Here is a 23,146-nt window from a genome sequence, read left to right as displayed (position 1 = left end):
GGGTGGGCCCTCTCCGGTTGACAGGTCGATCCCGGGCGTGTGTAGAGTGACATCCGCCGATGTGACCGTTCACATGGCGCGCGATCTTCCCGGATCGCGAAGCATCAGACGAAGGAGTCGATCCCGTGCCCAGCGCCCCCGTGAGCACCGCAGCCGAGGCCCAGCCCGGCACGGACGCCGAGAGCTACGTCATCGGGGTCGACTACGGCACCCTCTCCGGCCGCGCGGTCGTGGTGCGCGTGTCGGACGGCGTCGAGCTCGGCTCCGGCGTCCTCGACTACCCGCACGCGGTCATGGACGACACGCTCGCCGCGACCGGCGCGCAGCTCCCGCCCGAGTGGGCCCTCCAGGTCCCGAGCGACTACGTCGACGTGCTCAAGCAGGCCGTGCCCGCCGCCATCCGCGAGGCCGGCATCGACCCCGCCCGCGTCATCGGCATCGGCACCGACTTCACCGCATGCACGATGGTCCCGACGCTCGCCGACGGCACCCCGCTCAACGAGGTCGAGGGCCTCGCCGACCGCCCCCACGCCTACGTCAAGCTGTGGAAGCACCACGCGGCGCAGTCGCACGCCGACCGCATCAACGCCCTCGCCGAGGAGCGCGGCGAGAAGTGGCTGGCGCGCTACGGCGGCCTCATCTCCAGCGAGTGGGAGTTCGCCAAGGGCCTCCAGCTCCTCGAGGAGGACCCGGAGCTCTACGCGCTCATGGACCACTGGGTCGAGGCGGCCGACTGGATCGTCTGGCAGCTCACCGGCAGCTACGTCCGCAACGCCTGCACCGCCGGCTACAAGGGCATCCTCCAGGACGGCGAGTACCCGACCCGCGACTTCCTCGGCGCTCTGAACCCCGACTTCGCCGCGTTCGCCGAGGACAAGGTCGCCCACGAGATCGGCCAGCTCGGATCCGCCGCCGGCACGCTCTCCGCCGAGGCCGCCGCATGGACGGGCCTGCCCGAGGGCATCGCCGTCGCGGTCGGCAACGTCGACGCGCACGTCACGGCCCCGGTCGCCCGCGCGGTCGAGCCCGGCCAGATGGTCGCGATCATGGGCACGAGCACCTGCCACGTGATGAACAGCGACGTCCTCACCGAGGTCCCCGGCATGTGCGGCGTCGTCGACGGCGGCATCGTCTCGGGGCTCTACGGCTACGAGGCCGGCCAGTCCGGCGTCGGCGACATCTTCGCCTGGTACGTCAAGAACCAGGTCCCCGCGCGCTACGCCGAGGAGGCGGCGGCCGCAGGCAAGAGCGTCCACCAGCACCTCACCGACCTCGCGGCCGACCAGCCCGTCGGCGGCCACGGCCTCGTCGCGCTCGACTGGCACTCCGGCAACCGCTCGGTGCTCGTCGACCACGAGCTCTCCGGCCTCGTCATCGGCACCACGCTCACCACGCGCACCGAGGAGGTCTACCGGGCGCTGCTCGAGGCCACCGCGTTCGGCACCCGGAAGATCGTCGAGACGTTCGGCGCGTCGGGCGTCCCCGTCACCGAGTTCATCGTCGCGGGCGGCCTGCTGAAGAACGCGTTCCTCATGCAGGCGTACAGCGACATCCTGCGCCTGCCCATCTCGGTCATCACGAGCGAGCAGGGCCCGGCCCTCGGATCCGCGATCCACGCCGCCGTCGCCGCCGGCGCCTACCCCGACGTGCGCGTCGCGGGCGACGCCATGGGCAAGGTCGAGCGCGGCAGGTACCAGCCGGACGAGGAGCGCTCGCTCGCCTACGACCGTCTCTACGAGGAGTACTCGACGCTGCACGACCACTTCGGCCGCGGCGCGAACGACGTCATGAAGCGGCTCAAGTCGCTGAAGAGGGAGGCCCGCGCGTGAGCAACTTCGCCCCCGAGATCGAGGTCGCGGTCGCCCGCGTCCGCTCCGAGGTCTCCCGCCTGCACGGCGAGCTCGTGCGCTACGGGCTCGTGGTCTGGACCGGCGGCAACGTCTCCGGCCGCGTCCCCGGCGCCGACCTCTTCGTGATCAAGCCGTCCGGCGTGAGCTACGACGACCTGAGCCCCGAGAACATGATCCTCTGCGACCTCGACGGCAACGTGATCCCGGACACCCCCGGCTCCCGCAACGCGCCCTCGAGCGACACGGCGGCGCACGCGTACGTCTACCGCAACATGCCCGAGGTGGGCGGCGTGGTCCACACGCACTCCACCTACGCGGTGGCGTGGGCGGCCCGGCGCGAGCCCATCCCGTGCGTCATCACCGCGATGGCCGACGAGTTCGGCGGGGAGATCCCCGTCGGCCCGTTCGCCATCATCGGCGACGACTCGATCGGCCGCGGCATCGTCGAGACGCTCACCGGGCACCGCTCGCGCGCCGTGCTGATGGCGGGCCACGGCCCCTTCACCATCGGCAAGGACGCGAAGGACGCCGTGAAGGCGGCCGTCATGGTCGAGGACGTGGCGCGCACCGTGCACATCTCCCGCCAGCTCGGCGAGCCCGCCCCCCTGCCCGTCGAGGCCGTCGACTCCCTGTTCGACCGCTACCAGAACGTCTACGGACAAGCACCCCAAGGAGCCCTGAAGTGAGCCGCATCACCACGTCCCTCGACCACTACGAGGTCTGGTTCCTCACCGGCAGCCAGAACCTCTACGGCGAGGAGACGCTCCAGCAGGTCGCCGAGCAGTCGCAGGAGATCGCCCGGCAGCTCGAGGAGGCGTCGGACATCCCCGTCCGCGTCGTCTGGAAGCCCGTCCTCAAGGACTCCGACAGCATCCGCCGCATGGCCCTCGAGGCCAACGCGAGCGACCGGACCATCGGCCTCATCGCGTGGATGCACACGTTCAGCCCCGCGAAGATGTGGATCCAGGGCCTCGACGCCCTGCAGAAGCCCTTCCTCCACCTGCACACGCAGGCCAACGTCGCGCTGCCGTGGAGCAGCATCGACATGGACTTCATGAACCTCAACCAGGCCGCGCACGGCGACCGGGAGTTCGGCTACATCCAGTCGCGCCTCGGCGTCGTCCGCAAGACGGTCGTCGGGCACGTCAGCACCGAGTCGGTGCGCCAGAGCATCGGCACGTGGATGCGCGCCGCCGCCGGCTGGGCCGCCACGCACGAGCTCAAGGTCGCCCGCTTCGGCGACAACATGCGCAACGTCGCCGTCACCGAGGGCGACAAGACCGAGGCCGAGCTGCGCTTCGGCGTCAGCGTCAACACCTGGGGCGTCAACGACCTCGTCGAGCGCGTGGACGCGGCCACCGACGCGGAGATCGACGCGCTGGTCGACGAGTACGAGCGCCTCTACGACATCCAGCCCGAGCTGCAGCGCGGCGGGGAGCGCCACGAGTCGCTCCGCTACGGCGCGGCCATCGAGGTCGGGCTGCGGTCCTTCCTCGAGGAGGGCGGCTTCGGCGCCTTCACCACGAGCTTCGAGGACCTCGGCGGCCTCCGCCAGCTCCCCGGCCTCGCCGTCCAGCGGCTCATGGCCGAGGGCTACGGCTTCGGCGCCGAGGGCGACTGGAAGACGGCCGTCCTCATCCGCGCGGCGAAGGTCATGGGCGCGGGCCTCCCCGGGGGCGCGAGCCTCATGGAGGACTACACGTACCACCTCGTCCCCGGCGAGGAGAAGATCCTGGGCGCGCACATGCTCGAGATCTGCCCCACGCTGACGACCGGCCGGCCGAGCCTCGAGATCCACCCGCTCGGCATCGGGGGCCGCGAGGACCCCGTGCGCCTCGTCTTCGACACCGATCCCGGCCCCGCCGTCGTCGTCGCCATGTCGGACATGCGCGACCGCTTCCGCATCGTCGCGAACGTCGTCGAGGTCGTGCCGCTGGACGAGCCGCTCCCGAACCTGCCCGTCGCCCGCGCCGTGTGGAAGCCCGCACCGGACCTCGCGACGAGCGCCGCGGCCTGGCTCACCGCCGGGGCCGCCCACCACACGGTCATGAGCACGCAGGTCGGCGTCGAGGTCTTCGAGGACTTCGCCGAGATCGCGCGCACCGAGCTCCTCGTCATCGACGAGGACACGACCCTCAAGGGGTTCACCAAGGAAGTCCGCTGGAACCAGGCCTACCACCGCCTGGCCCAGGGCCTGTAACACCCACACCAGGGGTGCGGAGCCGGCGCAGATGCCGGACCCGCGCCTCGCAGCAGCAGTACGAAAGGACACGACCGTGAAGATGAAGAAGGTCCTCGTCGGCATCGCCGCCACGAGCATCGCCCTCTCCCTCGCAGCATGCTCCGGCGGCGGCGGAGGCCGCGGCGGCGCAGGCGCCGAGGGCGAGGTCAACCCCGCCGACACCCTCGTGGGCGTCGCGATGCCCACCAAGACCAGCGAGCGCTGGGTCGACGACGGCAACAACGTCGAGAAGCAGCTCACCGACCTGGGCTACCAGGTCGACCTGCAGTACGCGAACGACAAGGTCCAGGACCAGATCTCGCAGATCGAGACGATGCTGAACAAGGGCGCCAAGGCCCTCATCGTCGCCTCGATCGACGGCACCGCGCTGACCCAGGTCCTCCAGACCGCGGCCGACGACGGCGTCAAGGTCATCGCCTACGACCGCCTGATCAACGGCACCGAGAACGTGGACTACTACACGACGTTCGACAACCAGCAGGTCGGCGTGCTCCAGGGCAACTCGCTCCTGCAGGGCCTCGGCCTCGTCGACGCCGACGGCAACCCCACCGGCAGCACCGAGAAGAAGACCATCGAGATCTTCGCGGGCAGCCCGGACGACAACAACGCGCAGTTCTTCTACGACGGCGCGATGAGCGTCCTCAAGCCCTTCCTCGACTCCGGCCAGATCACGATCGGCTCCGGCCAGTCGGACTTCAGCCAGGTCGCGATCCAGCAGTGGAAGCAGGAGGGCGCTCAGGCCCGCATGGAGAACCTGCTCTCGGGCTCGTACCCCGGCGGCGCCAAGCCGGACGGCGTCCTCTCGCCGTACGACGGCCTGTCGCGCGGCATCATCCAGGCCCTGACCTCGGCGGGCGTCGCCAGCGACGCCATGCCGATCATCACCGGCCAGGACGGCGAGAAGGCGTCCGACAAGCTCATCCTCGACGGCGTCCAGTACTCGACGATCTTCAAGGACACGCGCCTGCTCGGCAAGGAGGCCGTCACGATGGTCGACACCCTGCTCAAGGGCGACACCCCCGATGCGCCCGACACCTACAACAACAAGGTCAAGGACGTCCCGACCAAGCAGTTCCCCCCGGTCACCGTGACGAAGGACAACCTCGTCGAGGTCATCGTGGACAGCGGCTACTACACGCAGGACGAGATCGACAAGGGCGAGTAGTCCTCACCCGCACCGCTCCTGCGGTGCATCCGGCCGGTCGGCGCTCGTCGCCGACCGGCCATCCACCGGATCGGGCCGGCCGTGCACAACGGCCGGCCCGATCCCGGACGGCGCTCGCGCGGCGTCCACAGCACCACCGCCGGCACCCCGGCATCACACACCCATGAAGTGAGGCAGGCCATGGCCAACCACATTCTCGAGATGCGCGGCATCACCAAGACGTTCCCCGGCGTCAAGGCGCTGCAGGACGTCAACCTCGAGGTCACGCGCGGCACGTGCCACGCGATCTGCGGCGAGAACGGCGCGGGAAAGTCGACCCTGATGAAGGTCCTGTCCGGCGTCTACCCGGCCGGCTCCTACGACGGCGACATCGTCCTCGAGGACGAGGTCGTGAGGTTCTCCAGCATCCGCGACAGCGAGAAGTCGGGCGTGGTGATCATCCACCAGGAGCTCGCGCTGAGCCCCTTCCTCTCCATCGCGGAGAACATCTTCCTCGGCAACGAGATCTCCAAGGGCGGCTTCATCGACTGGAACGCCACCAACGTGGAGGCCGCGAAGCTACTCGCCCGGGTCGGGCTGAGCGACAACCCGGCCACCAAGATCGCCGACATCGGCGTGGGCAAGCAGCAGCTCGTGGAGATCGCGAAGGCGCTGTCCAAGGAGGTGAAGCTCCTCATCCTCGACGAGCCCACCGCCGCGCTCAACGACGAGGACTCCGCCCACCTGCTCGACCTGATCAAGCACCTCAAGGGCCAGGGCATCACGAGCATCATCATCAGCCACAAGCTGAACGAGATCAAGACGATCGCCGACGCCGTGACGATCATCCGCGACGGCAAGACCATCGAGACCCTCGACCTCGCGCGCGACGCCATCAGCGAGGAGCGGATCATCAAGGGCATGGTCGGCCGCGACCTGCAGAGCCGCTACCCCGACCGCACGCCGGACATCGGCGAGGAGGTGCTCCGCATCGAGGACTGGACGGTCCACCACCCGCAGGAGCACTCCCGCGTCATCGTCGACCACGCCAACCTCAACGTGCGCGCGGGCGAGGTCGTCGGCATCGCCGGCCTCATGGGCGCGGGCCGGACCGAGCTCGCGATGAGCGTCTTCGGCCGCTCCTACGGCGCGAACATCTCCGGCAAGCTCTACCTGCGCGGCAAGGAGATCCAGGCCAAGACGGTCGGCGACGCCATCAAGCACGGCCTCGCGTACGCCACCGAGGACCGCAAGCACTACGGCCTCAACCTCATCGACGACATCAAGCGCAACGTCTCCGGCGCCGCGCTCGACAAGCTGGCCAAGGCCGGCTGGGTCGACGCGAACCAGGAGTACGTGGTGGCCGACGGCTACCGGAAGTCGATGAACATCAAGGCCCCGAGCGTGGGCGCCATCACCGGGAAGCTCTCCGGCGGCAACCAGCAGAAGGTCGTCCTCTCGAAGTGGATGTTCTCCGACCCGGACGTGCTCATCCTCGACGAGCCCACCCGCGGCATCGACGTCGGCGCCAAGTACGAGATCTACACGATCATCAACGCGCTCGCCGCGCAGGGGAAGGCCGTCATCGTCATCTCCAGCGAGCTGCCCGAGCTGCTCGGCATCTGCGACCGGATCTACGCCCTCTCGGCCGGGCGCATCACGGGCCAGCTGCCGATCTCCGAGGCGACCCCCGAGACCCTCATGACCTACATGACCAAGGAAAAGGAATAGTCACCATGTCCAGTCTCAGCAGTGTGGCGGGTTTCCTCGTCAGTCGCCTCAGGCAGATCGGCATCTTCATCGCGCTGATCGCGATCGTGGTGCTGTTCCAGATCCTCACCGACGGGACGCTCCTCGAGCCCCGCAACGTCACGAGCATCGTCGTCCAGAACGCCTACATCCTGATCCTCGCGATCGGCATGGTGATGATCATCATCGCCGGCCACATCGACCTGTCGGTCGGATCCGTGGTCGCCCTCATCGGCGCTGTGTCCGGCGTGTTCGCCGTGAACTGGGGCTGGCCCTGGTGGGCGTCCATCATCGCGAGCCTCGTGGTCGGCGGCCTCATCGGCGCCTGGCAGGGCTTCTGGGTGGCGTACGTCGGGATCCCCGCGTTCATCGTGACCCTCGCGGGCATGCTGACGTTCCGCGGCCTCGCCCAGATCGTGCTCGACAACCGCCCCATCACCCCGTTCCCCGACGGCTACGTCGCGGTCGGCGCCGGCTTCCTGCCCGACCCCTCCGGGGGCACGTCCTACCTCGAGTGGGTCACCGTCACGCTCGGTGTCCTCGCGGCGCTGTTCCTCGTGGCCCAGCAGGTGCGCGAGCGCCGTGCCCGCGTGAAGCTCAACCTCGAGGACGAGCCGTTCGCCTGGTTCGTGACGAAGCTCGCCACCATCGCGATCCTCGTGCTCGGCATCACCTACCTGCTCGCCAGCTACCAGGGCACCCCGATCGTGCTCGTCATCCTCGCCGTGCTGGTGCTCGTGTACACGGCGGTGATGAACCGCAGCATCTTCGGGCGTCACATCTACGCCCGAGGCGGCAACCTCAACGCGGCGCAGCTGTCCGGCATCAACACGAAGCGCGTGGACTTCCTGCTCTTCGTGAACATGGGCGTCCTCGCCGCACTCGCGGGCATCGCCTTCACCGCCCGCAGCAACTCGGCGCTGCCCGGCGCCGGCAACGGCTTCGAGCTCGACGCCATCGCCGCGGTGTTCATCGGCGGCGCGGCGGTCACGGGCGGCATCGGCACCGTGATCGGCGCCATGATCGGTGGTCTGATCATGGGCGTGCTGAACAACGGCATGTCGCTGCTCGGCCTCGGCACGGAGTACCAGCAGCTCATCAAGGGCCTCGTGCTCCTGCTGGCCGTCGCGTTCGACGTGTTCAACAAGAGCCGCGGATCAAAGTCCGCGACCTGATCCCCCCGCGCTGACGCGCAGACGAAGGGCCCGGCATCCCCACGGATGCCGGGCCCTTCGGGTCTGCCCGGAGCGGCCTGCTCCCTCGCGACGCCGGCGTCGTCGCATCGCCGCCGGGAGTCCTGGCACACGATCGTCCGTGCCTCCTAGGGTCCGCCCATGTCGTCGACGCGATTCGCGGCCATGTGGGTCCTGGCCTACGCGGTGGTCACCGCCTTCTCCGTGGCGTCGGCATCGGGCGCGCATCGGTATCTCGTCGCCACCCTGTCCGGACCGCCGATCGTCGTCACCACCGGTCTCGGCGTGAGCGTGGCGAGGCGCAGACGACGAGAGCCGCCCCCGTGATCCGGGGGCGGCTCTCGTGCGGTGCGGGTGCGGGCTAGGAGCGCGCGCCCATCAGGTGCTCCAACGCGAGCTGGTTGAGGCGGACGAAGCCGAAGCCCTCGCCGTCGAAGTACCTGCCCGAGTCGAAGTCCTCGTAGGAGGAGCGGTCGGCGAGGATGTCGTCGTAGGACTCGCCCTCGTTCAGCGTCGGGGTGTCGATCTCCTGGACCTTGGCGGCGGCGAGCGCCTCCTGGACCTCGGGGTCGGCGCGGAACGCCTGCGCGCGCTCCTTGAGGAGCAGGTACATGCGCATGTTCGCGGCCGCGGAGTCCCACACGCCCGTGATGTCCTCGGTGCGGCTGGGCTTGTAGTCAAAGTGACGGGGGCCGTCGTACGAGCGGCCACCGCCCACGCCGCCGTTCTCCAGCAGGTCGACGAGCGAGAACGCGTTCTGCAGGTCACCGTGGCCGAAGACGAGGTCCTGGTCGTACTTGATGCCGCGCTGGCCGTTGAGGTCGATGTGGAAGAGCTTGCCCTGGTACAGCGCCTGCATGATGCCGGCGGTGAAGTTGAGGCCCGCCATCTGCTCGTGGCCGACCTCGGGGTTCACGCCGACGAGCTCGGGGCGCTCGAGGGTCTCGATGAAGGCGAGCGCGTGGCCGAGGGTCGGCAGCAGGATGTCGCCGCGGGGCTCGTTGGGCTTCGGCTCGATGGCGAAGCGGATGTCGTAGCCCTTGTCGGTGACGTAGTCGCCGAGCAGGTTGACGGCCTCGCGGTAGCGCTCGAGCGCGCCGCGGACGTCCTTGGCGGAGTCGTACTCGGCGCCCTCGCGGCCGCCCCACATCACGAACGTCTGCGCACCGAGCTCGGCGGCCAGGTCGATGTTGCGCAGCACCTTGCGGATGGCGAACCGGCGGACGGCGCGGTCGTTGGAGGTGAAGCCGCCGTCCTTGAAGACGGGCGCGGAGAAGAGGTTGGTGGTGACCATCGGGACGACGATGCCGGTGTCGCTGAGCGCGCCCTTGAGGCGGTCGATCTGCGTCTGGCGCTCGGCGTCGGTGGACCCGAAGGCGAAGAGGTCGTCGTCGTGGAACGTGAGGCCGTAGGCGCCCAGCTCCGAGATGCGCTCCACGCCCTCGACCACGTCGAGGTCGGAGCGGGTCGGGCCGCCGAACGGGTCGGCCCCCGTGTATCCGATGGTCCAGAGTCCGAACGAGAACTTGTCCTCGCGGGTGGGCGTGAGCGCCATGGTGTCTCCTGTCAGCGTCGTCGGTGATTTGTTGCTACGTACAACCTATAGCGCTGGCGTGCCAGCGCACAATGCGCCGAGGCTCGGACGGGAGCGGATGTGCCTCGACGACGAGACCACCCATCCGGCAGTCGCGATCACGCGGCGCAGGCGCAGCGGGATCGAGGTGCCGGCGGTCCGCATCGGGATGTCCGGATGGGGGCTCGCCGCGACGCCCCCGTGGATCCGGCGGTGGTCGGCATGTCGTCGGCGGCCGGCTCACCGCGATGCCGGAGCTCGCCGCTGGAAAGGCGCCCGACGAGCGATGGGCTGAGCTAGCTGAGCCGGCTGAGCCGTGGCCGGCGCGGGGGAGTGGGTAGATGCGCGCTGACGGGATCCCGTCCCCGTCGGTCGTTCCGACCTATCGCATGCGTGCGATCGAATCTTGTGCGAAGCGCTTCGATGACCTACCGTGGGTCCTGTTCGGATCATCGAAGCGCTTAGACGACGGAGTCACAGCATGGCCACCATCCACGACGTCGCGCGGGTCGCCGGGGTGTCCATCAGCACCGTGTCGTATGCGCTCTCCGGCAAGAGGACCATCACCGCCGCGACGCGCGCCCGCGTCGACCGCGCCGTGCAGGAGCTCGGCTACCGGCCGAACGCCGGTGCGCGGATGCTGGCCGGCTCGCGCACGAGCATCATCGCGCTCACAGCGCCGATGCACGGCCACACTCACCCGCCGGCGCTCATGTCGTTCGTGCTCGCGGTCGTCACGGCGGCCCGGTCCTACGACTACGACGTGCTGCTCCTCACCCAGGGCGACAGTCTCTCCGGCCTCGGCCGCGTCTCCTCGAGCTCTCTCGTCGACGGCGTCGTGATGATGGACGTCGCGGTCGATGATGAGCGCCTCCCCGTGATCCGCGCCCTCGACCTGCCGACCGCCCTCATCGGCATCCCTCACGACATCGCCGGTCTCACGTGCGTCGACCTCGACTTCGAGTCCGCGGCCGATCTCGCCGTGCAACGGCTCGCCGACCTCGGGCACGCGTCGATCGGCCTGCTCGGGCACTCCCAGCACCTCTACGACCGCGGCTCCAACTTCGCGCCCCGCTTCCGCGACGGGTTCCTCGCCGCGGGCGCGACCCGGAGCGTGACGACGGCCTTCCACACGACCGAGGCGACCCGCGAGGCCGTCGCCGAGGCCTTCGACGACGTGCGGTGCCAGCTCCCGGACCTCACCGCCCTCGTGCTCAACTGCAACGAGAACGTGCATGCGATCCTGCTGGAGCTGCTCCGCGAGCGCGGCATGCGCGTGCCCGAGGATCTGTCGATCGTGTCTGCCTGCTCGAGCTTCAGCACCGACCACCTCGTGCCCGCGCTCGACGTCATCCCGCTGCCCGCCGAGGAGCAGGGGCGTCGTGCCGTCGAGCTCCTCATGCAGCAGCTGGACGGGCGGCGCGAGCCGCACGTCGAGCTGATCCCGCCGCAGTACCTGTCCCGCGGATCCGTCGCGGCGCCCCCGGCCCGCGACGCGCCCGCCCCCGAGCCCATCGCGGCCTAGCCCCGCCCCTCGCACCGCACGTCCCTCCACCACACCGCCCATCGTCGAAACGCTTCGACGCATCGCCTCAAGGAAGAAGCAATGAACTCACGCAGGATCCTCACCTCGCTCGCCGCCGTCGGCGTCGGCGCCCTCCTCCTCGGCGGCTGCTCCGCCTCCGGCGACGACTCCGCCTCGGGCGGGAAGGTCACCCTCGACTTCTGGTCGTGGGCCCCCAACACCCAGGAGCTGGTCGACACCTGGAACGAGCAGAACCCCGACATCCAGGTCAAGTACACGGACGCGGGCGGCGGACGCGACTCCTCCGCCAAGCTGCTCACCGCGAGCCGGGCCGGCAACGCGCCCGACCTCTCGGCCGTCGAGTACACGACCCTCCCGTCGCTGATCGTCGCCGACGTGCCGCTCGACATCACCGAGCAGGTCGCCGACGTCGAGGACGCCTACACGCAGGGCACCTGGGACCAGGTCACCTTCGACGACCACGTCTTCGCCCTCCCGCAGGACGTCGGCCCGATGGCGCTCGTCTACCGCAGCGATCTGCTCGAGCAGTGGGGCATCCCCGTCCCGACCACCTGGGCCGAGTTCGCCGACGCCGCGCAGAAGGTGCGGGACGCCGACCCCGAGGCGTACATCGCGAGCATCCCCGCCGACCAGTTCGGCTTCTTCGCGGGCGTCGCCACGCAGGCCGGCGCATCGTGGTGGGACGTCTCCGGCAGCACCTGGTCCGTCGGCATCGGCGACGACGCCTCGCTCGAGGTCGCGGACTACTTCCAGGACCTCGCCGACCGCGACCTCATCAGCACCGACCCGATCCTCACCCCCGAGTGGAACGCCAAGGCCAACGCCGGCAAGTTCCTCTCCTGGCCGTCCGCGCTCTGGGCGCCCGGCGTGATCGAGGGCGTCGCGCCCGACACCATCGGCAAGTGGTCGATGAGCCCGCTGCCGCAGTGGACCCCCGGTGAGGCGGCCGTCGCGTACCAGGGCGGTTCCGGCGTCATCGTCACCAAGGGCTCCGACCACCCCGAGGAGGCCGCGGAGTTCGCCAAGTGGCTGAACGCCAGCGACGAGGGCGCGGGCCTCGTGCTCAACGTGCAGAACGGCTACCCGGCCGCGACCAGCGGTCAGGAGCTCGCCGCCGAGAGCGCCCCGCCCGCCCTCATGCCGCAGCAGACGGACTACTACCGCATCGCCGCGGACATCTCCGCCGACACCATCCCCGTCACCTGGGGCCCGAACGTCAACGTCGCCGAGACGGCCATGACCGACGCGCTCAACAAGGCGATCACCGACGGCACCCCGTGGCGCGACGCGTTCAGCGCGGTGCAGGACGTCGTGGAGGCGGACATGACCAAGTCCGGCTTCACCGTGGCCGACTGACGGAGGCGCTCGTGACCATCACGCCCGTCGCCGCCGCGCAGGCGGTCCAGCCCGGGTCCCCACCGATCGCACGGGTCGGCGTCCGCCGCCGCCCCGTGCGGTGGGCGCCGTACCTCTTCGCCGCGCCCGCCGTGATCCTCTTCGTCGTCTTCATGCTCGTGCCGATCGTGTACGCGGCCTGGCTGAGCCTGCAGACCTACCGCCTCGAGGGCGGCGGGATCCTCGGCACGCGCGTGCAGGTGTTCGCCGGCCTCGACAACTACGCGGCCGTCCTCACCGACCCCGAGCTCGGGGCCGGCTTCGGGCGGCTCGCGCTCTACGGGATCCTCGCGGTTCCGTTCACGCTGGGGCTCGCGCTGCTGTTCGCGCTCATGCTCGACGTGCCGGCCGCCCGCGCGACCCGGTTCGCGCGCACGGCGATCTTCATCCCGTACGCCGTACCCGGCGTGGTCGCGGCGCTCCTCTGGGGCTTCATGTACCTGCCCGGCACGAGCCCGTTCTCGGCCGTGTCCGAGGCGCTCGGCGGCGGCGTGATCCCGTTCCTCGGCGATCCGGCGATCTACGCCTCCGTCGCGAACATCTCGGTGTGGGGCGGCGTGGGCTTCAACATGATCATCATCTACACGTCCCTGCGTGGCGTGCCGGCGGAGATCTACGAGGCCGCGCGCATCGACGGCGCCGGGGAGCTGCAGATCGCGCTCCGCATCAAGATCCCGCTGGTGGTGCCCGCTCTGGTGCTCACCGGCATCTTCTCCCTCATCGGCGCGCTGCAGCTCTACGGCGAGCCGACCACGCTCAAGCCGTTGACCTCCGTCATCAGCCAGACCTGGGTGCCCCTCATGACGATCTACCGCAACGCCTTCCTCACCGACGACCTGCCGGGGGCCGCCGCGCTCTCGGTGGTGCTCGCGCTCGGGACGGTCCTCGTGTCCGCCCTCGTGCTGTGGATCACCAACCGCCGCACCGCGGGGTCCGTCTCGTGAGCGCCGTGACGGCCGAGCGCCGCGCCGAGCGGGAGGCCGAGCGGGAGGCCGCGCGCCGACGACCCGCGCGGGGCGGCTCGTCCGCTCCCCGCAGGCGGAAGCGGCCGGGCTCGCTCGCCGAGCGCGTGATCCCCACCGCGGTGCTCCTCATCGGCGCGCTGTACTGCCTCATCCCCGTCGCGTGGGTGTTCATGGCGACCACGAAGGGGCGGAGCGAGCTCTTCACCACCTTCTCGTTCGCCCCGGGCACCGGGCTCGTGCAGAACCTCACCGACCTGTTCTCCTACGGCGGCGGCCAGTACGGCCTCTGGTCGTTGAACTCGCTGCTGTACGCGGGGCTGGGCAGCGTGCTGTCCACCGTCGTGTCCGCGATGTGCGGGTACGCGCTCGCGAAGTACGAGTTCCGCGGGCGCAGCCTGATCTTCTACTCGATCCTCGGCGGCGTGCTCATCCCGGGCATCACCCTGGCGATCCCGCAGTACCTCCTGCTGTCGCAGCTGGGGCTCGCGGGCGGGTACCTGTCGGTGCTGCTGCCGCTCATCATCAGTCCGTTCGGCATCTACCTGTCGCGCGTCTACGCGGCATCCGCGGTGCCGCAGGACACGCTCGAGGCGGCGCGGCTGGACGGCGCGGGGGAGTGGCGGATCTTCCGGCTCATCGCGACGCCGATGATGCTGCCCGGGATGGTCACCGTCTTCATGCTGCAGTTCGTGGGCATCTGGAACAACTTCCTGCTGCCCTTCGTGATGCTCAGCGACCAGGACAGCTACCCGCTGACCGTCGGGCTCTACACGCTGCTGTCCAAGGGGTCGGGGACGCCCGCGCTGTACTCGCTGGCCATCGCCGGCGCGGCGGTGTCGATCATCCCGCTCGTGCTGCTGATGCTGTTCCTGCAGCGCTTCTGGCGGCTCGACCTCCTGTCCGGCGGCCTCAAGGGCTGACGCGGACGACCACCCCGGGGCGGCGGACACACGTCCGCCGCCCCTCCACCCGGAGCGGCTCCCGCTCCCCACGCTCCCTCGAAGGCGACCACATGACGCGCATCCGCTCCCGATCCTCCGACCTCCCGGCCGGCACCACCTTCCCGCCGCTCGCCGATGGCTTCGCCCTCGGCGGGGACTACAGCCCCGAGCAGTGGCCCGAGGAGGTGTGGGTCGAGGACGTCGAGCTCATGCGGCGGGCGGGCGTCAACTCCGTGAACCTCGGCGTCTTCTCGTGGGGCCTCATCGAGGTCGCCGACGGCGAGTACGACTTCGGCTGGCTCGACCGGATCATGGACCTGCTGCACGAGGGCGGCATCGGCGTGAACCTCGCCACCCCCACGGCCGCACCGCCCATCTGGCTGATGCGGGCGCATCCGGAGATCGCGTGCGTCACCGACCGGGGCGTCCGGCTCGCGCAGGGCGGCCGCCTGGCCTGGTCTCCCGCCTCGGCGACGTTCCGCCGCTACGCGCTGCGCATCGTCGAGCGGATGGCCAGGCGCTATGGCGAGCACCCCGCGCTCAGGATGTGGCACGTCAGCAACGAGCTCGGCAACGAGAACGCGCACGACTACGGCGACGAGACAGCCGCCGCCTTCCAGGACTGGCTGCGCGCCCGCTTCGCCACCATCGAGGACCTCGTCGAGGCGTGGGGCACGGCCTTCTGGGGCCACCGCTACACGTCGTTCGACCAGGTGCTGCCGCCTCGCTTCTCCGGCACGAGCCACAACCCGGGCCTGCAGCTCGCGTTCGAGCGGTACACCTCGGACGCGCTCCTCGGCCACCACCTCGCCGAGCGGGAGGTGCTCCGGCGCATCACACCGGGGATCCCCGTCACCACGAACTTCATGGTGCAGAACCACCCGGGCGTCGCCGACTACCGGCGCTGGGCTGAGGAGGTCGACCTCGTCACGAACGACCACTACACGATCGCCGCCGACCCGGAGCGGCACGGCGAGCTGTCCTTCAGCGCCGACCGCGTGCGCGGCATGGCGCACGGCGACCCGTGGCTGCTCATCGAGCACAGCACGTCGGCCGTCAACTGGCAGCCGCGCAACCGCGCGAAGTCGCCGGGCGAGCTCGCGCGGAACAGCCTCGCGCACATCGCCCGCGGGGCCGAGGGCGCGCTCTTCTTCCAATGGCGGCAGTCGACGGGCGGCAGCGAGCAGTTCCACTCCGCCGTCGTGCCGCACGCGGGATCCGACACCCGGGTGTACCGCGAGGTCGCGGAGCTCGGGGCGCTGCTCCGCCGGATCCGCGAGGCGGCCGGCAGCCGCGTCGAGCGCGCCCGGGTCGCGATCCTCATGGACCACGTCGCGTGGACGGCGCTCCGCTGCGGCCCGAAGCCGAGCGTCGACGTCACCGCGCTCGACGCGCCGCTGACGCTGCATCGCGAGCTCACGGCCCGCGGGATCGCCGTGGACGTGCTCCATCCCGATGACGACCTCGACGGGTACGCGGTCGTGCTCGCGCCGACGCTCTTCGCGCTCGCGCCCGAGGCGGCGGCCTCGCTCACGCGGTTCGTGGAGGGCGGCGGGCACCTCGCCGTCACGTACCTCTCCGGGATGGTCGACCTGCACAACCGCGTCGTCGCGGGCGGCTACCCGGCGCTCCTCCGCGACCTGCTCGGCGTGCGCGTGGAGGAGCTCGCGCCCCTGTCGGCGGACGAGGAGGTGCTGCTCGATCCGCCCGGCCGCGTCCGCACCTGGACGGAGCGCCTGCGGGCCGACGACGCGGAGGTCGTCGCGACCTACGCCTCGGGCGACCTCGCGGGCCTGCCCGCCGAGACGCGCGCCCACCGCGGTGCCGGCACCGCGACGTACGTCTCCACGCACCTCGACCGGGAGCGCGCAGGACGGCTCGTGGACGACCTCGTCGGCCGCGCCGGCGTCGCGCCGGTCGCCGCAGGCGAGCCCGGCCTGGAGCGGGTGCGCCGCGTGGGCGACGACGCGTCGTGGCTCTTCGCCATCAACCACACCGACCGCGACCTGCGGCTCGACGTCGACGGGCTCGACCTCGTCACGGGCGAGCGGCACGCCGCGGGTGCCCCCGTCGCGGCAGGGTCCGTCGCCGTCATCCGGGAGGACGCGCGATGAGGTTCACCGACGGGTTCTGGCAGGTCCGCCCCGGCGTCGACGCGCAGTACGCCCAGGAAGCCTACGACGTCGAGGCCGACGGCGGCACCCTGCGCGCGTACGCGCCGACCAAGCGCATCGAGCGCCGGGGTGACACCCTGAACCGCCCGATGCTGTCGGTGGCGCTGTCGTCCCCGCTCGAGGGCGTGGTGCGGGTGCGGATCGAGCACCACCGCGGCGGCACGCCGTCCCCGGGCTTCGACCTGGTCGGCGCCGTGGAGGGCCAGGGCGTCGCGCACGCGGACGAGGCGGGCGGCACGCTCACGACCGGCGGCCTGACCGCACGCATCCGCAAGGGCGCGCCCTGGTCCCTCACGTTCGAGTCGGGTGGCCGCGTCCTCACCTCGAGCGGCCACAAGTCCGTCGGCTACGTCACCCTCGCGGACGGCGCCCCCGTGCCGGCCGAGCCCACGGGCACCGCCGGCGTCACCACGACGGGGCTCGCGCCGTCCCGCACCTACGTCCACGAGCAGCTCAGCCTCGGCGTCGGCGAGCTCGTATACGGACTCGGCGAGCGGTTCGGCCCGCTCGTCAAGAACGGGCAGACGGTCGACGTCTGGAACGCCGACGGCGGGACCTCGAGCGAGCAGTCGTACAAGAGCATCCCCTTCTACCTGACCAACCGCGGCTACGGCGTGCTCGTCAACCAGCCCGAGCACGTGTCGTTCGAGGTCGGCAGCGAGACGGTGGAGCGCGTGCAGTTCTCCACCGCGGGGGAGGCGATCGAGTACCTCGTGTTCGACGGCCCGACCCCGAAGGAGGTGCTCGCCCGGTACACGGAGCTCACCGGCCGGCCGGCCCGGATCCCCGCCTGGTCGTACGGCCTGTGGCTCTCCACCTCGTTCACCACGCAGTACGACGAGGAGACCGTCACGCGCTTCATCGAGGGGATGCGCGAGCGCGACCTCCCCATGTCGGTGTTCCACTTCGACTGCTTCTGGATGCGCGAGTTCACGTGGACCGACCTCGTCTGGGACGCCCGCGTCTTCCCCGACCCGGTGGGCATGCTGCAGCGCCTCCACGACCGCGGCCTCAAGGTCAGCGCGTGGATCAACCCCTACATCGCCCAGCGCTCGGTGCTCTTCGAGGAGGCCCGCCAGCTCGGCCACCTCGTTCGCCGGCCCGACGGCCGCGTGTGGCAGTGGGACCTCTGGCAGGCGGGCATGGCCCTCGTCGACTTCACGAGCCCGGCCGCCACCCGATGGTTCCAGGACAAGCTGCGGGGCCTCCTCGACCAGGGCGTCGACGCGCTCAAGGCCGACTTCGGCGAGCGGATCCCGCTCGACGTCGTCTGGGCGGACGCCACCGCGCCCGAGGCCATGCACAACTGGTACGCGCAGCTCTACAACCAGGCTGTGTTCGAGGTGCTGGAGGAGCACCGCGGCGTGGGCGACGCCGTGCTCTTCGCGCGGAGCGCCACGACGGGCGGGCAGCGGATGCCCGTGCACTGGGGCGGGGACAACTCGTCCTCCTTCGAGTCGATGGCGGAGACCCTGCGCGGCGGCCTGTCCCTCGCGTTCAGCGGGTTCGGCTTCTGGAGCCACGACATCGGCGGCTTCGAGGGCACACCCGACCCGGAGGTGTTCAAGCGCTGGGTCGCGTTCGGCATGATGAGCAGCCACTCGCGCCTGCACGGTTCCACCAGCTACCGGGTGCCGTGGGCGTTCGACGAGGAGGCCGTCGACGTGACGCGCCGCTTCTCGCGCCTGAAGCTCGGCCTCATGCCGTACCTCCACCAGGTGGGCATCGAGGCGCACGAGACGGGCATCCCGTTCATGCGGCCGATGCAGCTGGAGTTCCCGGACGACCCGGCCGTCCACCACCTCGACCGGCAGTACATGCTGGGATCCGACATCCTGGTGGCGCCGGTGCTCAGCGCCGACGGGCGGGTCGAGTACCTCCTGCCCGCGGGCACGTGGACGAACCTGCTCACCGGCGAGGTGCGCGCCGGCGGCGGTTGGCACCGCGAGGTGCACGACGTCATGAGCATGCCGATCTGGGTGCGCGCGGGCGCCGTGCTCGCGACGACCGAGCGCGTCGACCGGCCCGACCACGACCACCTCGACGGCCTGATCGTGACGATCCATCCCGGAGGCACGGGCACGCGCACGGCGCGCGTGACGAGCCCCACGACGGGCCGCGCGGTGGACGTCCGCGTCGAGCACGGCCAGGATGGCGTCGAGGTCACGGCCGATCCGGACGTGCCGCTGCGCGTCCGCCTCCACGGCGGGCCCCTCATCAGCCTCACCGACGGAAGGGCCACCCTCAGCCATGACTGACGCACGCACCGCACGCGGATCCCGCGCCGACGACCGCGGGGAGGGCCTCGAGTTCCCGCCCGGCTTCCTCTTCGGATCCGCCACGGCCTCGTACCAGATCGAGGGCGCGGTGGAGGAGGGCGGCCGCGGGGAGTCCATCTGGGACGCCTTCAGCCGCACGCCCGGCAAGGTGCTCGGCGGAGACACGGGCGACGTCGCCGACGACCACTACCACCGGCTCGAGTCCGACCTCGACATGATGCAGGCGCTCGGCCTCGAGGCGTACCGGTTCTCGATCGCGTGGCCGCGCATCCAGCCGACCGGGCGCGGGCCCGCGAACCCGGAGGGCCTCGCGTTCTACGGGCGGCTCGTCGACGGGCTCGTCGCGCGGGGGATCACGCCCATCGCGACCCTCTACCACTGGGACCTGCCGCAGGCGCTCGAGGACGAGGGCGGCTGGGCGAACCGCGACACCGCGTACGCGTTCGCCGACTACGCCCGCATCATGGGCGAGGCGCTCGGCGACCGCATCGGCACCTGGACCACGCTCAACGAGCCGTGGTGCTCGGCCTACCTCGGCTACGCGGCGGGCGTCCACGCGCCGGGCCGGACCGACGCGGAGGACTCGTTCCGGGCGGTGCACCACCTGAACCTCGCGCACGGCCTCGCGGTCGCCGCGCTCACCGAGGTCGTGCCGGCGGACGCGCGGTTCTCCATCACGCTCAACCTGCACGTGATCCGCGGCGAGGGCGAGACCGGCCCCGAGGCCGTCCGGCGCGTCGACGGGGTCGGCAACCGCGTCTTCCTCGACCCGCTGCTGACCGGCACCTACCCGGCCGACGTGCTCGAGGACACCGCCGGGATCACGGACTGGTCGTTCGTGCTGCCCGGCGACACGGAGCTCATCCGCCAGCCGCTGCACCTCCTGGGCGTCAACTACTACAACACCAGCCGCGTGCGGATGCAGGACGGCGCGACCGCGGGCGGCGGCACCTCCATCCACGGCGACGTGGCCGCGACGCCGTTCCCCGGCACCGACGACGTCGAGTTCCTCGAGCAGCCGGGCCCGTACACGGCGATGGGCTGGAACATCGAGCCGCAGGGCCTCGAGGACCTGCTCGTGGCGCTGCACGAGGAGTTCCCCGGGCTGCCGCTCATGGTGACGGAGAACGGCGCCGCGTTCGACGACGAGCTGACGGTGGGGGACGACGGCACGCGCGCCGTGCACGACGCGGACCGCATCGACTACCTCTCCCGCCACTTCGCCGCCGCCCACCGCGCGATGGCCCGCGGCGTCGACCTCCGCGGCTACCAGGTGTGGTCGCTGATGGACAACTTCGAGTGGGCCTTCGGGTACTCGAAGCGGTTCGGCATCGTGCACGTCGACTACGACACCCAGGAGCGCACCCCGAAGGACAGCGCGCTCTGGTACGCGCGGCTCATCGCCGACCGCGCCATCCCCGCGATCGACGCGCGACCCGAGCGCCACGTGCGCCCCGGGGCGTGAGCGGACCCCCGCCCGGCACGGACGAGCGGGCGGCGCTCGCCGACGGCGTCCTGATGCGGCCCGCGCGGATCACCGACGCGGCCGCGCTCGCCGCGGCGTACCGCGCGAACCGGGAGCACCTCCGCCCGTTCGAGCCGGCGCGCACGGACGCCTTCTTCACGTCGGCGGGGCAGCGGACGCAGCTCGCGGGGCGCGTCGCGGAGCGGGCGGCGGGAGCCGGCCTGCCGTACCTCATCGTGGACGGCGACCGGATCATCGGACGCTGCGACCTGTTCGCGGTCAAGCGCGGGGCGGCGCAGAGCGCGAGCCTCGGCTACTGGATCGACCGGGAGCGGCAGGGCGCGGGGCTCGCGACGGCGGCGGCGCGCGAGGCGGTCCGCATCGCCCGCGCCGCGGGGCTGCACCGGCTGGAGGCGTCGACGCTCGTGGGCAACGGCGGATCCGAGGAGGTGCTCCGGCGCGCCGGCTTCGTCGCGATAGGCGTCGCGACCGCGTACCTCCGCATCGACGGCGAGTGGAGCGACCACACGCTCTGGCAGCGCGTGGTCGACGGCGCGCGCTGAGGGGCGCTGCGGCGCGCCGCCGGCATGCGCTCAGGCGTCGAGGAGCAGCTCCGTCATGCTGCGAAGGCGCGCCTGCGCGGCAGAGTCCGCTCCGCTGCGGTGGACGACGTCGTCGTGCACCTGCGCGGCGACCCGGAGGAGGTCGGGCAGGATCCCGCGTCCGCGCTCCGTGAGGGCGATGAGGAGGCGGCGCTCGTCGGCCTGGTCGCGCTGGCGGGTGATGTAGCCGAGGAGCTCGAGCCGCTTGAACAGCGGGGACAGCGTGCCCGGGGTCAGCTGCACCGCGTCGCTCAGGTCGCCCGCCCGGCGGGGGTCCTCCTCGTGCAGGGCCAGCATGACGAGGTACTGCGGGTGCGTGAGGTGGTAGGGCTTCAGCAGCGGCCGGTAGAGCGAGATCACCGCTCGGGACGCGGCGGCGAGCAGCAGTCCCATGTCGCGGTCGAGCAGCGCTCCGGCGTGGTCCGTCATGTGTCCTCCTGGCCGTCTGCGGGACACGTCCCCCGACGGCCTGATCCCTTCGGACGCTACTCCCGGGATCGAGCAGCGGTGCGGCCGCTTCGCGCACGCACAGCCCGCGCGGAGGCGCGCGTCATCACTCGGTGCCGGGCGGCATCCATCCCTGCTCCATCTGGTGGCGGCGCACCTGCGCCACCGCACGCTCCGCGTCGACCGGCACGGCGTCCCAGATGATGCCGGAGTCGTCCAGCCAGCCCAGCGCGAGCATGGTGTCGGCCAGGTCCTCCACGAACATGGACACCGTGGAGCCGTGCGACCGGATGAGGTCGCCGTGCAGGCTCCAGCCGAAGTACGCCGACAGGTACCTCGCCTGCTCGGAGTGGCTGCGCTGGAGGCGGCGGTTGAGCCGCTCGGTGGATCCGCCCGATGCCTGGACCTCGTCCTGGAGCTCCTCGCCGTGCTCGTCCGACATGCCTCACCGTTCCTCCGCGCCAGGGTGCCCCCGGTGGACACCGGAGGCAGACCCGTCCAACGATACGGAGCACCGCCGACAATCCGCCAGGAACCGGACGCCGGTGCCCACCCGGATCACGCGCGACGGAGCTCCCAGTCGCCCACGCGCAGCCGGAGGAGCGCCGCGACGACGGCCTGCACGGCGGTGGAGCCGGATCCCGCCGGCGCTGTCACCACGTGGACCACGCGCTCGCCGACGCCCGAGATCCGCCGCCGGACGACGCCGCGGGGGAGGGGCGCGGTCGCCAGGGCCAGCGACGGCAGCAGCGCGACCCCGAGACCCGCGTGGACCATGCCCACGGCCGCCGCCGCGTTGTCCGTCTCGAACGACGTCGCCGGCGCGAAGCCGCTGCGGGCGCACGCGCTCACCAGGTGGCGGCGGCAGCGCACGCAGCCGGCGATCCACCGGTCGTCCGCGAGGTCGCGGAGCGCGAGCGGCCCACGGTGCCGGAGCGCACGCGCCTCCGGCAGCACGGCCCAGAGCGTCTCCCGCCAGAGCGGCCGGGTCTCGAGGCCGTCGAGGGATCCGGCGGCGGGATCCTCGGGGTCGTCCGGGTAGGCGAAGGTCACGGCGACGTCGGCCTCGCGGGCGCGCACCGCCGCGACGGCCTCGGGCGGCTCGGCCTCCAGGTAGCCGAAGCCGAGGCCCGGATGCGCCTGCGCCAGACCGCCGAGGAGCCGCGGCACGACGGTCGACGACGCGGACGGGAACGCCGCGACGCGCACGGTGCCGGCGCGGAGGCCCCGCAGGTCGTCGAGCTCCTCCGCGGCCGCGTCGATGGCGTGCACCACGGTCTCGGCGTGCCGGGCGAGCACGCAGCCGGCCTCCGTGAGGACGACCCCGCGGCCCGCACGCGCCGTGACGGGCACGCCGATGCGCGCCTCCAGGCGGCGGAGCGTCTGCGACAGCGCGGGCTGGCTGACGCCGAGGGCGGCCGCGGCGGCGGTGATCGAGCCGCGCACCGCGAGGGCGTGCACCGCGGCGAGGGAGGCCGAGTCGAGGTCGCGAGCGGTCGCCGGTGCATCCGTCATGCGCGGAGCATAACGCGCGCTTATGGGACGCATGCCGGGCGGGGGCTTGCTCGATGGATCGTCGCT

The 23,146-nt window shown here is 71.3% G+C and carries 19 protein-coding genes; 15 read left to right on the top strand and 4 right to left on the bottom strand.

Annotated features, from left to right (window positions below):
- The first annotated feature begins 125 nt into the window (after positions 1 to 125).
- From araB to BFL37_RS04465, 7 genes are all read left to right on the top strand, one after another.
- Positions 126 to 1,829 carry a ribulokinase gene (gene araB / locus BFL37_RS04495; RefSeq protein ID WP_086513945.1) on the top strand — a complete coding sequence of 568 codons (1,704 nt, stop codon included), beginning with the start codon at positions 126 to 128 and terminating at the stop codon, positions 1,827 to 1,829.
- Positions 1,826 to 2,536: an L-ribulose-5-phosphate 4-epimerase gene (locus BFL37_RS04490; protein ID WP_086513944.1), complete on the top strand. Its 711-nt coding sequence runs from the start codon at positions 1,826 to 1,828 to the stop codon at positions 2,534 to 2,536. Before araB ends, BFL37_RS04490 begins: the two co-directional genes overlap by 4 nt.
- Entirely contained in the window at positions 2,533 to 4,050 is a 1,518-nt protein-coding gene (gene araA, locus BFL37_RS04485) for an L-arabinose isomerase (RefSeq protein WP_086513943.1), read from the top strand. The genes BFL37_RS04490 and araA overlap by 4 nt, the downstream gene beginning before the upstream one ends.
- Before the next feature lie 76 nt (positions 4,051 to 4,126).
- Positions 4,127 to 5,257, top strand: a complete 1,131-nt coding sequence (gene chvE, locus BFL37_RS04480; RefSeq protein WP_086513942.1) for a multiple monosaccharide ABC transporter substrate-binding protein — start codon at positions 4,127 to 4,129, stop codon at positions 5,255 to 5,257.
- Between the two features lie 180 nt (positions 5,258 to 5,437).
- Entirely contained in the window at positions 5,438 to 6,967 is a 1,530-nt protein-coding gene (mmsA, locus tag BFL37_RS04475) for a multiple monosaccharide ABC transporter ATP-binding protein (RefSeq protein ID WP_086513941.1), read from the top strand.
- Between the two features lie 5 nt (positions 6,968 to 6,972).
- Positions 6,973 to 8,160 (top strand): multiple monosaccharide ABC transporter permease, encoded by a 1,188-nt coding sequence (gene mmsB, locus BFL37_RS04470; RefSeq protein ID WP_086513940.1) that lies wholly within the window; start codon positions 6,973 to 6,975, stop codon positions 8,158 to 8,160.
- 159 nt (positions 8,161 to 8,319) lie between these two features.
- The gene (locus BFL37_RS04465) at positions 8,320 to 8,505 is read left to right on the top strand and encodes a hypothetical protein (protein WP_086513939.1); all 186 of its coding nucleotides are present in this window, start codon (positions 8,320 to 8,322) and stop codon (positions 8,503 to 8,505) included.
- 34 nt (positions 8,506 to 8,539) lie between these two features.
- Here the strand turns inward: BFL37_RS04465 and xylA are convergent, their stop codons facing one another.
- On the bottom strand, positions 8,540 to 9,733 hold the full coding sequence (gene xylA, locus BFL37_RS04460) for a xylose isomerase (RefSeq protein ID WP_086513938.1): 1,194 nt from the start codon (positions 9,731 to 9,733) through the stop codon (positions 8,540 to 8,542).
- A 499-nt stretch (positions 9,734 to 10,232) separates the two neighbouring features.
- Here xylA and BFL37_RS04455 point away from each other — a divergent pair, with 499 nt between their 5' ends.
- From BFL37_RS04455 to BFL37_RS04420, 8 genes are all read left to right on the top strand, one after another.
- Positions 10,233 to 11,276 (top strand): LacI family DNA-binding transcriptional regulator, encoded by a 1,044-nt coding sequence (locus tag BFL37_RS04455; protein ID WP_086513937.1) that lies wholly within the window; start codon positions 10,233 to 10,235, stop codon positions 11,274 to 11,276.
- Between the two features lie 81 nt (positions 11,277 to 11,357).
- The gene (locus BFL37_RS04450; protein ID WP_086513936.1) at positions 11,358 to 12,653 is read left to right on the top strand and encodes an ABC transporter substrate-binding protein; all 1,296 of its coding nucleotides are present in this window, start codon (positions 11,358 to 11,360) and stop codon (positions 12,651 to 12,653) included.
- 11 nt (positions 12,654 to 12,664) lie between these two features.
- Complete coding sequence (locus BFL37_RS04445; protein WP_241533853.1) at positions 12,665 to 13,636, top strand: carbohydrate ABC transporter permease; 972 nt, start codon at positions 12,665 to 12,667, stop codon at positions 13,634 to 13,636.
- A complete protein-coding gene (locus BFL37_RS04440) occupies positions 13,633 to 14,577 on the top strand; it encodes a carbohydrate ABC transporter permease (protein ID WP_241533852.1) in 945 nt (314 codons plus the stop codon). Before BFL37_RS04445 ends, BFL37_RS04440 begins: the two co-directional genes overlap by 4 nt.
- A 92-nt stretch (positions 14,578 to 14,669) precedes the next feature.
- Entirely contained in the window at positions 14,670 to 16,712 is a 2,043-nt protein-coding gene (locus tag BFL37_RS04435) for a beta-galactosidase (protein WP_086513935.1), read from the top strand.
- Positions 16,709 to 19,030, top strand: coding sequence for an alpha-xylosidase (gene yicI / locus BFL37_RS04430; RefSeq protein WP_086513934.1), 2,322 nt, complete (start codon positions 16,709 to 16,711; stop codon positions 19,028 to 19,030). The genes BFL37_RS04435 and yicI overlap by 4 nt, the downstream gene beginning before the upstream one ends.
- Complete coding sequence (locus tag BFL37_RS04425; protein ID WP_086513933.1) at positions 19,023 to 20,516, top strand: GH1 family beta-glucosidase; 1,494 nt, start codon at positions 19,023 to 19,025, stop codon at positions 20,514 to 20,516. Before yicI ends, BFL37_RS04425 begins: the two co-directional genes overlap by 8 nt.
- Positions 20,513 to 21,079 (top strand): GNAT family N-acetyltransferase, encoded by a 567-nt coding sequence (locus BFL37_RS04420; protein ID WP_086513932.1) that lies wholly within the window; start codon positions 20,513 to 20,515, stop codon positions 21,077 to 21,079. The genes BFL37_RS04425 and BFL37_RS04420 overlap by 4 nt, the downstream gene beginning before the upstream one ends.
- A gap of 30 nt (positions 21,080 to 21,109) precedes the next feature.
- Here BFL37_RS04420 and BFL37_RS04415 read toward each other — a convergent pair whose 3' ends face one another.
- From BFL37_RS04415 to BFL37_RS04405, 3 genes are all read right to left on the bottom strand, one after another.
- Positions 21,110 to 21,547, bottom strand: coding sequence for a MarR family winged helix-turn-helix transcriptional regulator (locus BFL37_RS04415; protein ID WP_086513931.1), 438 nt, complete (start codon positions 21,545 to 21,547; stop codon positions 21,110 to 21,112).
- Positions 21,548 to 21,671: 124 nt separating this feature from the next.
- Complete coding sequence (locus BFL37_RS04410; protein ID WP_086513930.1) at positions 21,672 to 22,007, bottom strand: hypothetical protein; 336 nt, start codon at positions 22,005 to 22,007, stop codon at positions 21,672 to 21,674.
- 116 nt (positions 22,008 to 22,123) lie between these two features.
- On the bottom strand, positions 22,124 to 23,080 hold the full coding sequence (locus BFL37_RS04405) for a LysR substrate-binding domain-containing protein (RefSeq protein ID WP_086513929.1): 957 nt from the start codon (positions 23,078 to 23,080) through the stop codon (positions 22,124 to 22,126).
- Positions 23,081 to 23,146: the final 66 nt, after the last annotated feature.

Source organism: Clavibacter michiganensis (genome assembly GCF_002151125.1).
Classification (GTDB): Bacteria; Actinomycetota; Actinomycetes; order Actinomycetales; family Microbacteriaceae; genus Clavibacter; species Clavibacter michiganensis_C.
The sequence above is the reverse complement of the archived record's forward strand: the minus strand, read 5'-3'. Positions and strand labels throughout refer to the sequence as shown.

What these genes read in the sequence shown, in the direction of transcription:
- mmsA (WP_086513941.1), top strand. Translation starts at nt 5,438, where the DNA reads ATGGCCAACCACATTCTCGAGATGCGCGGCATCACCAAGACGTTCCCC.
- mmsB (WP_086513940.1), top strand. Translation starts at nt 6,973, where the DNA reads ATGTCCAGTCTCAGCAGTGTGGCGGGTTTCCTCGTCAGTCGCCTCAGG.
- BFL37_RS04465 (WP_086513939.1), top strand. Translation starts at nt 8,320, where the DNA reads ATGTCGTCGACGCGATTCGCGGCCATGTGGGTCCTGGCCTACGCGGTG.
- xylA (WP_086513938.1), bottom strand. Translation starts at nt 9,733, where the DNA reads ATGGCGCTCACGCCCACCCGCGAGGACAAGTTCTCGTTCGGACTCTGG.
- BFL37_RS04455 (WP_086513937.1), top strand. Translation starts at nt 10,233, where the DNA reads ATGGCCACCATCCACGACGTCGCGCGGGTCGCCGGGGTGTCCATCAGC.
- BFL37_RS04450 (WP_086513936.1), top strand. Translation starts at nt 11,358, where the DNA reads ATGAACTCACGCAGGATCCTCACCTCGCTCGCCGCCGTCGGCGTCGGC.
- BFL37_RS04435 (WP_086513935.1), top strand. Translation starts at nt 14,670, where the DNA reads ATGACGCGCATCCGCTCCCGATCCTCCGACCTCCCGGCCGGCACCACC.
- yicI (WP_086513934.1), top strand. Translation starts at nt 16,709, where the DNA reads ATGAGGTTCACCGACGGGTTCTGGCAGGTCCGCCCCGGCGTCGACGCG.
- BFL37_RS04425 (WP_086513933.1), top strand. Translation starts at nt 19,023, where the DNA reads ATGACTGACGCACGCACCGCACGCGGATCCCGCGCCGACGACCGCGGG.
- BFL37_RS04415 (WP_086513931.1), bottom strand. Translation starts at nt 21,547, where the DNA reads ATGACGGACCACGCCGGAGCGCTGCTCGACCGCGACATGGGACTGCTG.
- BFL37_RS04410 (WP_086513930.1), bottom strand. Translation starts at nt 22,007, where the DNA reads ATGTCGGACGAGCACGGCGAGGAGCTCCAGGACGAGGTCCAGGCATCG.
- BFL37_RS04405 (WP_086513929.1), bottom strand. Translation starts at nt 23,080, where the DNA reads ATGACGGATGCACCGGCGACCGCTCGCGACCTCGACTCGGCCTCCCTC.